Origin of the sequence: Shewanella bicestrii (assembly GCF_002216875.1) — a bacterium.
Lineage (GTDB): Bacteria > Pseudomonadota > Gammaproteobacteria > Enterobacterales > Shewanellaceae > Shewanella > Shewanella seohaensis.
The window spans coordinates 4,607,051-4,619,439 of the sequence record NZ_CP022358.1 but is presented as its reverse complement, the minus strand read 5'-3'; the positions used below and the strand labels follow the sequence as shown (position 1 = coordinate 4,619,439).

Genomic DNA, 12,389 nt, shown 5'->3' with positions numbered 1-12,389 from the left:
TAGTAAAAATATCATTAAATGGTTTCTCTACTAAAAAATCATTTTTATGGTGAGGAGGATTTATGTTGAATAAAAGTATGGTGTCCGCTTTATTAAGCACAATTTTCATTAGTGCTTCAGCCTATGCCGATGTTACTAAAACTAGTGTAGATCTGGGTTATAAGTTTTATACCGAGAGTACAAAAGATGATAACCCAGGGGTATTTAATCAACCATTTGTTAAATTAAATCATTTAGGGATTGCTGATTGGGGGACCTATTTTGCGAATATAAAATTAGAAAACCCTGCAGAACTGGCCGAGAATCAGAAAAATAAGGATGGGAAAACAACACTTAAGTCATTAATGATACTAGAAAATCAGCTAGGTGAATCTAACTTCAATTTTTGGACGCAAAACTTTATATCAGCTAGTGAAACCTTAGTCGAAGACAATCTTTATCTAGGTTTAACACATAATACAAAATTCAAGTCTCTATCATTAAATTATGGTGTTGGCTTTAATTATACCTTTGGCAATTTCTCTCCTACATCAGAGAAGTTTAACGATTTATCCGGCTACGCACTTGTTGTAAATGCAAAATATCCATTTGAACTATTAGGGGCTAAACATAGCCTTAATCTAAATTACGAGGCTCAGATTGATCGGGATAAGGCGCATCAGGAACTATTTTCTTATGAAAGTTATGGTCACCAAATTATAACTACGTTGCAGACGAGTTTGACTGATTCAATATACACCAAACTGCATCTTACCCATTATGACAGTTGGGGGGCACAATATAATGATGGAATTGAATATGGTGTGTCTGTCGGTTATCAGTTTTGAATAAAATAAGCTACTAAATATTTTAAATAAGTATATTACTTATAATTCATGTTGATTTTAAAATTTCTATACATTTAATACAGAGGGACTGTAATGCATTATAAACAATCCATCATAGGTCTTGCTATTACTGCACTCATTGTGGTCGCGGGTTGTCAAGTGACACATCAAATAGTCAAAAGCCAAGGCACGGCTCAAGGTAAGCATGGCGAAGTGCAGGTTGAAACCACATTTAAAGACGGTCATATCGTTGCGATTGATGTACTCAAGCAAAAGGAAAATAAAGTTCTTGCGGGAGCAGTATTTCGTGATGTGAAGCAAGCGATTATTGATAACAACTCTGTCGATGTTGACGGTATTACTGGGGCGACAGTGACATCGAATGCACTTAAAGAAGCCGTCAGTAAAAGTATCGAAGCCGCAGGCGTCACATTGGCAGCAGTTGCTGCCGCAAAAAAAACGGAAGCTGTGACACCGACCGAATATACCTATGACGTTGTGGTGATTGGTTCGGGTGGGGCTGGATTTAGTGCGGGCTTAGAGGCTATGGCTGCAGGTCGAACGGCTGTTATTATTGAAAAAATGCCGATCGTTGGTGGTAACTCATTGATTTCTGGCGCTGAGATGAATGTGGCCGGAAGCTGGGTACAGAAAAACATGGGTATAACTGATAGCAAAGAGTTGTTTATCAGCGATACCTTAAAAGGTGGGGATTTTAAGGGCGATCCTGAAATGGTGAAGACCATGGCAGACAATGCCGTCGAGGCCGCAGAGTGGTTAAGGGATTATGTAAAAGTTGAGTTTTATCCCGACCAATTATTCCAGTTTGGTGGACATAGCGTTAAACGGGCTTTAATCCCTAAAGGCCACACCGGTGCTGAAGTGATCAGTAAGTTTTCTATTAAAGCTGAAGAAGTTGGTTTACCCATTCATACCAACACCAAAGCGGAGCGATTACTTCAAGATCAAACGGGGCGGGTTGTTGGCGTCGAGGCGACTCACAATGGTAAAACCATCACTTATCATGCTAAACGCGGTGTGATTGTTGCCACTGGTGGCTTCTCATCAAATATGGAAATGCGTAAGAAATACAACCCTGAGTTAGATGAACGCTACGGCAGTACGGGACATTCAGGTGGTACTGGTGATGGGATTGTTATGGCGGAGAAGATTCACGCGGCTGCTAAAAACATGGGCTATATCCAGTCATACCCTATTTGTAGCCCTACATCAGGTGCGATTGCGCTGATTGCCGATGCACGTTTTTTCGGAGCTGTGCTAATTAACCAGAATGGTGAGCGTTTTGTGGAAGAACTGGACCGCCGAGATGTGATTTCACAGGCCATACTGGCACAGCCAGGACGTTATACCTATGTGTTATGGAATCAAGCTATCGAGGACGTTGCCCATACGGTTGAAATGCACCAAGGCGAACTGAAAGAATTTACCAAAGATGGGCTAATGTACAAGGTTGATACCTTAGAGGAAGCCGCTAAAGTATTTAATATTCCTGAAGATAAGCTATTAGCAACGATTAAAGACGTCAATCATTATGCCGCGACTGGCAAGGATGAAGCCTTTAACCATCGCTCTGGTTTAGTCGATTTAAGCAAAGGACCATATTGGATTTTAAAAGCGACTCCTTCTGTGCACCACACTATGGGGGGACTTGTGGTTGATACTCACACTCGTGTGCTAGATGAAAAAGGAAATATTATTCCTGGTTTGTTTGCCGCAGGTGAAGTGACAGGCTTAACCCACGGTACAAACCGACTAGGTGGTAATGCGTACACAGATATTATTGTGTTTGGTCGTATTGCAGGCCAAGAAGCCGCTAAGTAGAGTATGGTTTGTTGCAAGTAAAAGCGGCCTTTCGGTCGCTTTTTTGCCTTGAAAGAAGGATATTTTACTCATTTATTTGAGCCCTTTATCTGAGCCTGAAAGCGTGATGGATTTTGCAAAATTCCAGAACTTGCTACCCTAGGGACTACAAAGCGTGAGTGACTAGGAGTATCATACGCCTAATTCTTACTAAAACACTCAGGTATCCCCTGACGGAGCTGGTTTCCATGATTACGATTTCCGATGCGGCTCAAGCCCATTTTGTAAAGTTGTTAGCAGATCAACCTGAAGGCACTCATATTCGTGTATTTGTGATTAGTCCTGGTACCGCACAAGCCGAGTGTGGCGTGTCTTACTGCCCACCTGACGCCGTTGAAAGCGATGATATTGAATTAGAATTCAATGGTTTTAGCGCTATGGTAGACGAAAAGAGTGCGCCTTTCTTAGAAGAAGCTTCAATCGATTTCGTGACCGATCAATTAGGTTCGCAATTAACCCTGAAGGCGCCTAACGCGAAAATGCGTAAAGTCGCTTCCGATGCGCCATTGGCTGAGCGTGTTGAGTACGTGATCCAATCTGAAATCAACCCACAACTGGCAAGCCATGGCGGCAACATTATGTTGGTTGAGATCACTAGCGAAGGCGTTGCGGTATTGCAGTTCGGCGGCGGTTGTAACGGTTGTTCGCAAGTGGATATCACTTTAAAAGATGGTATCGAGAAGCAACTATTGGATATGTTCCCAGGCGAGTTGTCTGGTGTACGTGACGTAACCGATCATCAACATGGTGAGCACTCTTACGCTTAAGTTTGTGTTGAGCTGAATTAAAAAACGCGACCTTGAGTCGCGTTTTTTATATTTGGCTTTGATGCTACAACTGGGTTTTCAGATTGTCGGCTAAAAACTTATCCAGTGCTTTGAACGTGGTTAACCTGTGGTCATTGTTACTTAAATAATGGTCACCATTTTCAAGCTCAATATATTCGACGTTTTTCTTACGTGATTTCAGTTCGTCGAACATTTCGCGGCTATGTTGCACCTTGACCACTCGGTCCTTGTCGCCATGCAATAGTAATACTGGGATAGTGATTTTATCGGCCTTACTGACGGGTGAGCGTTCATAGAGGGCGCTAAAGTCATCGCCAATTTGTTCTTTAACGACTTCATAATTGGTAAAACGGCGACTGGATTTTACTAAGTAAGCCACGTCTGTTACGCCAGCCACACTGACCGCACAGCGGTATAGGTCGGGGGTCATCGCCGCGCCCATCAGCGCTGCATAACCACCATAACTCGCGCCGACAATACAGATACGTTGTGGATCGCTAATCCCTTGATTAATTAGGTAACGCGTGCCATCTTCCACATCGTTTTGCATTTCGAGTCCCCAGCTTTTTAGGCCGGCTTTCATAAACTCATAGCCGTAGCCAGCTGAGCCCCTAAAGTTCATTCGAAATACTGCGTAGCCTCGGTTAGCAAAAAACTGTGCCCAGTAATCAAAGTCATTACTGTCGTAACTAATGGGGCCGCCGTGGGGGAAGATGATGGTTGGTAAGTTTTTCGCCTCAAGGCCTTTAGGCACAGTAAGGTAAGCATCGATTTTGAGTTTATCCCGCGCTTCGTAGCTCAGATATTGAGTGTCGGCGAGTTGTTCGCTGCTGAGCTGGCTATATCTCTCGGCTATTGGAAACAGTGCCTTTTCATCCCGATCACCAAAGTAATAGGTGCCTGGCTGAGTTGAGCTGGTGGAGTAGACAATATAGCGGCGTTCATTGGCGCTAAATTGGGTGATGAAGTTGTGCGCATTGGGTAATACCGCTTTCAGCCCATTTTGTAGGCCCGCATATTCAGGATCCCAGAAGGTATACTCTTCGCCATCGCCCTCACTGATCCCAATGACTTTTTTCTTTAATTCTGAATAGATGAGGTCGCCTTCGACATCGGTATTTTCGTTGGCGTACACCAACTCTTTGCTGAGCTTAGGATCAGTCAAATTCACCTTAAAAATGGCTTCAAATCCTTGGTGATAGGCGCGTACGTACAGAATATTTGGGTCTGCATCAAACCCCAGTGGCCAGATACTGTCTTCAGAGAAGGCTTTAAAGGTCCAAAGTAAGCGAGACTCGGTTTTTTGTTCGGGCTGTTCGTAGATTCGGTACTCAGTGTCATCGTTATAGATGGAAATTCGGATCTTGTGCTGCCTGTCGGCAATCCAACCGATGACTTTACGCTTAGCGTTTTGAATAAAGGCGGATTTTCCCTGAGAGAGATTGACTCTAAGCACGCTATCTTCTCCCACTGCTTCGCCCATACCATCGAGGGAGAGCAAGATATGATCGGGATCATCCGGCATCATATCGATAATCTGTCCCTGATGTTGGGGGATCCAACTGAGTCGCTCCACAACACTGCGGGCAAGAACACTCGTCGTTTTTCGTGTGGTTAAATCGTACTTTACCAAGCGAGTTTCGGTCGTTGGTGTGCCGTAGCGGTTTGCCGGAAACTTAGCGCTAATCAGCAAAGTAGTGTCATTTGCCCACTGTAATGACAGCAGGACAAACTTCTGATTATCGGTATGAACTGCAACGTCTTTTGCACCTGTTTCTAAATCGAGGATGCTGACAACGGTACCCTTAAGTTTGGGCTGGTCTACCCGAACGATAGAGGCAATTTTTTTACCATCGGGCGACAGTTGGACTGAGCTGACATCGGGAATACTGGCAAAGGCCTCGACGGGTAGCTGAGGAACGGTTTGAGCAAGCAGTGGCAGACTTAGCCACAGGAGTAACAAAGGTAAAATCCTTTTCATAGCGCATCACAATTTCATTACAATAATGGCGCGTATCTTAATGGGATAACATTAAGTAAGCTACTGTCTTTACAGAACTAATTAAGAATAAATGCCTTGCTAAAGCGGTAATGTGTCGCTAGGGTGAGGCTGCGCGTTAGCATAAAGGCCGTCATGGCCGCCCATAGTGCATGGTTAGCTTGTTCGGAAGGCAACAGCGATTGCAGCAAATACCATGTTGGGAAGAAGGCGCCAAATGTGGCGATAATCATACTGTTACGCATCACTTTGCCCTGCGCTGCGCCAATATAAACTCCATCAAACAGATAGGAACTAAAAGACCAAAGCGGCAGTAATATCAGCCAAGGCAGATAAATTTGCGCTGTGGTTCTCACCTCATCAATATTGGTTAGCAGCCCGATGATACGGTCGCCGAAAAGATAAAATATCAGACTGAAACCCAATGCAGAGATGGCGGACCAACACCAAGCGAGGAGTACTGCTTCGCGCAGTGGTTGAGTGCGTTTTTGTCCGTAGGCTTTGCCCACTTCCGCCTCGGCATAATAGGCAATGCCATCGAGGGCGTAGGCGATTAATAACAGTAAATTCAATAACACCGCATTGGCTGCGACCGTATTATCCCCAAGGCCTGCGCCGTGAAAGGTCATAAAAGCGAAGGCGGTTTGCAGGCATAGGCTGCGGATAAAAATATCGGTATTGAGTTTAAGCAGTTTGCCGTAACCGCCAAAAGTTAGATGGACACGCAAGTGGTCAAATGTGAATTGAGACGACAGCTTAAGCTGTTGTAATACCATGTAGAGCGCAACGCTAAAGGCGGTGATATCCGCACATACTGAGGCGAATGCCGCTCCTTTAACGTCCCAGCCAAATCCTATTACAAACAGTACATCGAGGATAATGTTGGCTAAGTTGGCGAAGATAAGCTGCCACATGGCCGCCTTGGGTTGTTGTCTGCCAAGGAGCCAGCCGAGCATAACTAAATTGAGCAGGGCGAATGGCGTCGACCAGACTCGGACTTGAAAATATTCTCGGCAATAACGCTCCACCTCGACACTCGCCTCGGAGAGGCTAAGCGCTAAATTCAGTATCGGGATCTGCAATAGGATCACCGCGATACCCAACCCTGTCGCCAACATGGCGCCTTGGACCAGCAATTTTAATTGGGCGTTAACATCATTTGCGCCATAGGCCTGTGCGACCAATCCCGTGGTCGCCATCCGTAAAAAGCCTAATAACCAAATGATTAATGTGATAATCGTTGACCCGAGTGCAACGCCCCCTAAATAATAGGCGTCACTTAAATGCCCGATGACAGCCGTATCGACTAATCCTAACAGCGGAACCGTGATATTGGAGAGGATCATCGGCAGGGCAAGCGCGAGCAGCTGGCGATTCTTGGTGCCATTCAACAGGAGCGCGAGTGCGGTGGATTTTGCGGTAGTCATTGATTCAGAGGTATTCACATTATGGTTAAACGTGCGTTATTGGCACTCTTAGGGCTGATGACTTTCTCGGCCCATGCTGTGGTCATTTTACAGTATCACCATGTGTCAGAAACCACGCCGGCGGCGACGAGCGTCACGCCTGCACAATTTCGTGAGCAAATGCAGTTTCTGGCGGACGATGGTTTTAAGGTTATTCCCTTATCCCAAGTGGTTGAGGCGATCAAAAACAAGCAAGATTTACCCGCAAAAACGGTGGCGATCACCTTCGATGATGGTTATCGCAGCATTGCGACCACAGCGCACCCTATCCTAAAGGAATTTGGTTTTCCCTACACCCTATTTGTGGCGATTGAGCCGATTAAACAAAAGTTTACCGAGATGATGACCTGGGAAGATCTGATTAAGCTCTCCAAGGAAGGAGCCGACATTGCTAACCACAGCTGGGCCCATGAGCATCTGATCCGCAAACTTGACAATGAATCCCCAAGCCAATGGCTAGCGCGAATTAAAGCCAATATTCAGGACACCGAAAACGCGATTCGTGAGGCGACGGGGCAGAACTTTAAAATGCTGGCCTATCCCTATGGCGAATACAATCAGGCGATTCAGGATATGTTGACCGAAAATGGCTTCGTTGCCTTTGGCCAGCAGTCTGGTGCGGCGGGGCCGTACTCGCCACTCACGGCGCTGCCGCGCTTCCCTGTGGCGGGACAATATGCGGATCTAAAGAGCCTAAAAGCCAAGTTATACAGCCTCAATATGCCAGTGCTTGAGCAAACGCCTAGCGATCCTGAACTGAAGGGCGGGCATTGGCGCCCAGAGCTTAAGGTTAAGCTGGATATGAGCGATATTTCGGCCAAACAAGTCATGTGTTATATCCAAGGGCAAGGCGCTAAAACACCCACTTGGAGCAGTGACAATGAATTTAGTATTCAAGCCGATTTAGCCCTGCCAGCGGGTCGCTCGCGCTACAATTGCACGGCGCCAAGCAAGACGCGCAACGGCTATTACTGGTTTTCGCAGGCATGGGTGAGACCCAAAGACGACGGCACTTGGGTTAAAGAGTAACACGTCAGCGGCGGCTATTTAGGTTTGTAGCTTTTGACGATTTTATCGAAATCGCTGATCAAGGCTTGGTTGAGTACTTGAGGGGCTTTACCTAAGGCTGCCGTGGGTTTAAACACCGCGACCCGCGTGCCTTGGGGAGAAACCAGTACATAGCCAGCACTATGATCGACTTGATAATTATCCCCTTCGCCGACCATGGCATAGGTGAGCCCTAGGCTGCGGGTGAGGGGGAATATTTGGGTTTGTTCACCCGTCACCGCCTTAAACTCAGGATTAAAGAAATTCACATAGGTGAGGAGTTTCTCTGGGGTGTCCCGCTTCGGATCTACGGATAAAAACACGATTTGAATGGGGGCAATTTTTTTCAGCTCAGGATAGGCGGCGGCGAGCTTGTTTAAGGTGGTCGGACAGACATCGGGACAATAGGTAAAGCCGATAAAGAATAGGCTCCATTGATCCTTCAAATTGGCATTAGTAAAGGGTTTCTGCTGTTGATCTACAAGCTCAAAGGGCGCTAGCTCGAACGCCTCAGGAAACAAAAAACCACTCTCTAGCTCAACGGGCTTAGGTGGATTGAACTTCACTGCAAATAGTCCACCCAATCCTATTAACAGAATCGCTATCACTAAGATTTTGTTGGAGATTCTTGCTTGCATATTTTGTCCTTTGACCATGCTCGCCCTATTGCTCGTTGCACATTAAGCCCAAAGATAGTGGTCGAGCAGTAATGCCATGAATAACAACATTAAATGATAAATCGAAAAACGAAATACCTGCATCGCCAGCCCTTCGCAATCCTGATACTTTAATTGCCACGCTTTATAAATAAATCCCGTGCTGAGCAAACTTGAGCACACAAAGTAGAGCGGTCCACTCATCCCGACTAACACGGGCAATAGACAAGCTATCGCCAGTAAAATCGTATAGAGCAAGATACAGGTCTTAGTAAATTCTACCCCATGGGTCACGGGCAGCATGGGAATATCCACTTTGGCATATTCTGCGCGTCTGTGAATCGCCAGTGCCCAAAAATGCGGCGGCGTCCACAGGAATATGATGATGACGAGCAATAGCGCATGACCATGGAATTGATTCGTTACCGCCGTCCAGCCCAAGAGCGGCGGCATCGCGCCCGCTAAACCGCCAATGACAATGTTTTGTGGTGTGGCCCGTTTTAAATAGGCGGTATAAATCAAGGCGTAACCAATCAAGCTGGCAAAGGTCAGCCAAGCGGTGAGCGGATTAGTAAAAACATAGAGGATCACAAAACCTAGGCTGCCTAAGAGTGCCGCGAACAACAACGCCCTCGTCGCCGAGACTCGGCCCTTGGGCAGCGGACGGTTATAAGTGCGTGCCATCATGCCGTCGATTCGCCTATCAATCAGATGGTTTAAAGCGGCGGCCGATCCCGCCATCATGGCGATGCCGAGCAAACCTGCCACTAAGGGTTTGACTGGCAGTATGGTAGGCATGGCTAAACACATGCCGACTAAGACGGTGAGCAGCATTAAAGCCACTACTTTAGGTTTGGTCATCTCGAAATAGGCACGCCAAGCCAAATGGACACTGGGGTGACTGCTGATAGAGAGTGGTTTTGCCATGATAAATCCCCCGATGATTAAGGTGCCCTGCGCCAAAGGAAATAGTTAATCGCGACTAAGGTGAGTAGTAACAGCGCCGCGCCGCCATTGTGGGAAACGGCAATCCCCAGTGGTAAATGCATCACCACGTTTGAAATCCCTAAACTGACCTGCAGTATCACTAAGGCGACCAGCAATAGGCTAAGGGCCTTGAGCTGGGTGCTGAAAAATAACCGATAGGCGAGCAGCAACAATAGACTGGCGGTAATAATGGCGCCAACGCGGTGGGCGATATGAATGGTCATGCGGGCATGGTAATCCAATACGCCAAATTCAAAGCTTGGGTGTTGCCCTTGGAAAGGGGAAAACGCATCGGCAATGGCGAGATTATCCATCCAATTACCTTCACAAATCGGCAAAGCCGTGCAAGCGAGTGCGGCATAGTTGGAGGAGGTCCAGGCGCCAAGCATGATCTGACCTATCAGCACCAGCAGACTCAACAGCGCCAGTTTCGGCAAATGTTTGCTCTGGCCGAGAAATTTAAGGCTAGTGCCTATCCGCGAACCATGGGCGCCATTAAATCCTGCGCCCGCACCACGCTGACTGTGAATATCAGCGGTTTCGAAAATTCGCCTCGGACGTGTTCGCAGATACAGTAAGAGCAGGAGCGAGAGCAAGCTAAAGCCGCCAATTAAATGGGACATCACGACAATCGGCATTAGTTTCATCGTCACAGTCCACATCCCCAACGCCGCCTGAAAGATGATGAGTAGCACTATGGCAAAGGGCAGTTTCTTGGGGGCTTGGGATGTTTTCAAGCAAAGGATCAAAATCAGTAACACTAGTATGCCCAAGGCGCCTGCGATATACCTGTGGATCATTTCGAGCCAAGCTTTCTCGGGATGGATATCGTGGTCAGGAAATAGGGTTTGGGCATGGGAGATCTCATGGTCGTGTGTGGGCACTTTGATATGGCCGTAGCAACCGGGCCAATCTGGGCAGCCAAGCCCTGCGTCCGAGAGCCGAGTGTAAGCCCCCATTAAAATTACTAACAGAGTAAAGACTATGGTGACGCGTAGGAGCCAAGTCAGTTGCATTAGTCTACCCTCGATAGTTTTAATAACTTACGCAGATCCGCGACCAAGGCCTTACCCTGAGCTAAATGTGCCGCCTTGCCTTGTACTTGGGGGTAACGCAGCACGAGTGCGCCGAGTGGATCGACAATAATCAGCTGCTGTTGGTCAAGCCATTGGCTGAGGCTTTGGCTGGCGGGCTGAGTGTTGAAGTTAAAGCTGCTTAATGCGCTTAAGTCACTGTCTGGATTCACAAGAATAAGCGGTTCGACACGAGCCTGATCTGGCCCTAAGGCGGTATGGCTCTGACGCAGAATATACAAGCGCTCGCGGCAAGCTTCATCGCACTTTGCGGGCAATAAATACAACAGTTGCCATTCCTTAGGCTGAGGATTGTTAAGGCCAAGACTGGTATAACTGGTTTCTGGGCTGATGAGCTCACCGTGGTTGGTGGAGCCGCCTTGATACCAATGCATGCTCAGCACTAACTTAGCGATGACCACAGGCGCGATAAAGGCCAGTAGCAATAACCCCAATGCGCGGTATTTGGCTGTTTGTTGGGAGTCCATATTTGCTCCTCTTATTGTCCCTAATGCTTTGTTTTATTGTTTTTTATTAAAATCTTGCTGTTATCTGTTACTCGGTTTTAGTCGCTTCCTTATCGGCTTGATGCCGTTGTCGTGATTTTTTGAGGTATTTCATTGCTTGCCAACCCATCAGCCCCGCAAACACAGTTGCCATGGCAAACCATTGCAATGCATAACCCCAATGTTTTTGGGCCGAGAGCGGGAAAGGTTGCCAAGGGTGGGGTAAGGCCTGCGCGGGTTGTAATTGGGGTAAGGCATTGGGTTGTAACACCGCGGGCAGGATGGGATGTCCTAACATTTGTGCCATCTCGGGCAGATTGAGATTTTGAAACCGAATCCGTTCACCTTGTTCCGTGGTGAAGGGTTCTGCTAATAAGTGATGGCTCAAGGGATTAATCTGTTTTTGATAGAGGCGGCCTGTAAGAGCCAGTTCACCGACTATGGGGCTGACTTCGGGCAAGGCATCTCGGTGGGATTTAGCGGCAATAAAGCCGAGTTCGAGTAACAGCCAAGGTTGCTCGCGATTATCTGTATGATTTTCTGACGCTATTTGCAGTAATTGAAAGGCGAGATAACCCACTTGCCCTTGATAGACCTGATTGTCGAGTAACCAGATTTGTGGATTAACGGGGCTGGCTTGAACCTCAAGGCGATAGCCAGTAACGCCGCCTTTAGCCAATTCAGCGATGAGCTGCTCAGGATTGAGTGCGGCAGCGGATTGTCTGGCCTCCATTTGTGCGAGTAGTTCGGTTTTTTCCGCGGCCCTATCCATTTGCCACAAACCCAGCTTGACCAAAATCACGAATACCACCACAGTCAATATCAGCAGTAACAACATTGCCCTATGCACCCAAATGTATCTTGGCAACCCCATTAATTTGGTCAGCAAAACATAAGGATAGCGTATGAACATCCCGTTCATTTTTAAGTGTGTTTTAGTACTGCTGTTACTGTTTATCATTTTTAACCTAGGCAGAGCCTTAATCATTATGGTTAAAGGTGACGATCAAACCGCTGATCACCCTGTGCCTATGAGCCGGTATTTGGGCCGTAGGGTGATGTTTTCTGTACTAGTGATCCTGCTCTTGCTGGTGGCTTTGGGGACTGGACTACTTGGTCTTAATCCCACGCCTTAAGCTTTCAACTTATTGTTTTAATG

General features: G+C 46.9%; 12 protein-coding genes. 5 read left to right on the top strand and 7 right to left on the bottom strand.

Annotated elements, in window-relative coordinates; all coding sequences use genetic code 11:
- Nucleotides 1-62: 62 nt before the first annotated feature.
- The 3 genes from CF168_RS20215 to nfuA all read left to right on the top strand — a co-directional run bounded on the left by CF168_RS20215 (nt 63) and on the right by nfuA (nt 3,475).
- A complete protein-coding gene (locus CF168_RS20215; protein WP_089068799.1) occupies nt 63-827 on the top strand; it encodes an outer membrane protein OmpK in 765 nt (254 codons plus the stop codon).
- A 93-nt stretch (nt 828-920) separates the two neighbouring features.
- Nucleotides 921-2,669, top strand: coding sequence for a urocanate reductase (gene urdA, locus CF168_RS20210; protein ID WP_089068798.1), 1,749 nt, complete (start codon nt 921-923; stop codon nt 2,667-2,669).
- Nucleotides 2,670-2,896: 227 nt separating this feature from the next.
- Nucleotides 2,897-3,475, top strand: coding sequence for a Fe-S biogenesis protein NfuA (nfuA, locus tag CF168_RS20205; protein ID WP_089068797.1), 579 nt, complete (start codon nt 2,897-2,899; stop codon nt 3,473-3,475).
- Between the two features lie 64 nt (nt 3,476-3,539).
- Here the strand turns inward: nfuA and CF168_RS20200 are convergent, their stop codons facing one another.
- Nucleotides 3,540-5,477 carry an alpha/beta hydrolase family protein gene (locus tag CF168_RS20200; protein ID WP_089068796.1) on the bottom strand — a complete coding sequence of 646 codons (1,938 nt, stop codon included), beginning with the start codon at nt 5,475-5,477 and terminating at the stop codon, nt 3,540-3,542.
- A 77-nt stretch (nt 5,478-5,554) separates the two neighbouring features.
- The gene (locus tag CF168_RS20195) at nt 5,555-6,922 is read right to left on the bottom strand and encodes an MATE family efflux transporter (protein ID WP_089069013.1); all 1,368 of its coding nucleotides are present in this window, start codon (nt 6,920-6,922) and stop codon (nt 5,555-5,557) included.
- Nucleotides 6,923-6,943: 21 nt separating this feature from the next.
- On the opposite strand from CF168_RS20195, the gene CF168_RS20190 reads away from it, so the two are divergent.
- Nucleotides 6,944-7,990, top strand: a complete 1,047-nt coding sequence (locus CF168_RS20190; protein WP_089068795.1) for a polysaccharide deacetylase family protein — start codon at nt 6,944-6,946, stop codon at nt 7,988-7,990.
- Nucleotides 7,991-8,004: 14 nt separating this feature from the next.
- Here CF168_RS20190 and CF168_RS20185 read toward each other — a convergent pair whose 3' ends face one another.
- The 5 genes from CF168_RS20185 to CF168_RS20165 form a co-directional block, all read right to left on the bottom strand.
- On the bottom strand, nt 8,005-8,634 hold the full coding sequence (locus tag CF168_RS20185; RefSeq protein ID WP_161629207.1) for an SCO family protein: 630 nt from the start codon (nt 8,632-8,634) through the stop codon (nt 8,005-8,007).
- Nucleotides 8,635-8,688: 54 nt separating this feature from the next.
- Nucleotides 8,689-9,591 carry a heme o synthase gene (gene cyoE / locus CF168_RS20180; protein ID WP_089068794.1) on the bottom strand — a complete coding sequence of 301 codons (903 nt, stop codon included), beginning with the start codon at nt 9,589-9,591 and terminating at the stop codon, nt 8,689-8,691.
- 17 nt (nt 9,592-9,608) lie between these two features.
- The gene (locus CF168_RS20175) at nt 9,609-10,667 is read right to left on the bottom strand and encodes a COX15/CtaA family protein (protein WP_011624519.1); all 1,059 of its coding nucleotides are present in this window, start codon (nt 10,665-10,667) and stop codon (nt 9,609-9,611) included.
- Nucleotides 10,667-11,212, bottom strand: coding sequence for a hypothetical protein (locus CF168_RS20170; RefSeq protein ID WP_089068793.1), 546 nt, complete (start codon nt 11,210-11,212; stop codon nt 10,667-10,669). The genes CF168_RS20175 and CF168_RS20170 overlap by 1 nt, the downstream gene beginning before the upstream one ends.
- A gap of 67 nt (nt 11,213-11,279) precedes the next feature.
- On the bottom strand, nt 11,280-12,191 hold the full coding sequence (locus CF168_RS20165) for an SURF1 family protein (protein ID WP_167373673.1): 912 nt from the start codon (nt 12,189-12,191) through the stop codon (nt 11,280-11,282).
- Here CF168_RS20165 and CF168_RS20160 point away from each other — a divergent pair.
- The gene (locus CF168_RS20160; protein WP_041412864.1) at nt 12,136-12,366 is read left to right on the top strand and encodes a DUF2909 family protein; all 231 of its coding nucleotides are present in this window, start codon (nt 12,136-12,138) and stop codon (nt 12,364-12,366) included. The genes CF168_RS20165 and CF168_RS20160 overlap by 56 nt on opposite strands.
- The last annotated feature ends 23 nt before the right edge of the window (nt 12,367-12,389 follow it).

Excerpts from the sequence above, each read along its gene's own strand:
- CF168_RS20200 (WP_089068796.1), bottom strand. The coding sequence starts at position 5,477 with ATGAAAAGGATTTTACCTTTGTTACTCCTGTGGCTAAGTCTGCCACTG.
- CF168_RS20175 (WP_011624519.1), bottom strand. The coding sequence starts at position 10,667 with ATGCAACTGACTTGGCTCCTACGCGTCACCATAGTCTTTACTCTGTTA.
- cyoE (WP_089068794.1), bottom strand. The coding sequence starts at position 9,591 with ATGGCAAAACCACTCTCTATCAGCAGTCACCCCAGTGTCCATTTGGCT.
- nfuA (WP_089068797.1), top strand. The coding sequence starts at position 2,897 with ATGATTACGATTTCCGATGCGGCTCAAGCCCATTTTGTAAAGTTGTTA.
- CF168_RS20170 (WP_089068793.1), bottom strand. The coding sequence starts at position 11,212 with ATGGACTCCCAACAAACAGCCAAATACCGCGCATTGGGGTTATTGCTA.
- CF168_RS20190 (WP_089068795.1), top strand. The coding sequence starts at position 6,944 with ATGGTTAAACGTGCGTTATTGGCACTCTTAGGGCTGATGACTTTCTCG.
- CF168_RS20165 (WP_167373673.1), bottom strand. The coding sequence starts at position 12,191 with ATGATAAACAGTAACAGCAGTACTAAAACACACTTAAAAATGAACGGG.
- CF168_RS20195 (WP_089069013.1), bottom strand. The coding sequence starts at position 6,922 with ATGACTACCGCAAAATCCACCGCACTCGCGCTCCTGTTGAATGGCACC.
- urdA (WP_089068798.1), top strand. The coding sequence starts at position 921 with ATGCATTATAAACAATCCATCATAGGTCTTGCTATTACTGCACTCATT.
- CF168_RS20215 (WP_089068799.1), top strand. The coding sequence starts at position 63 with ATGTTGAATAAAAGTATGGTGTCCGCTTTATTAAGCACAATTTTCATT.
- CF168_RS20160 (WP_041412864.1), top strand. The coding sequence starts at position 12,136 with ATGAACATCCCGTTCATTTTTAAGTGTGTTTTAGTACTGCTGTTACTG.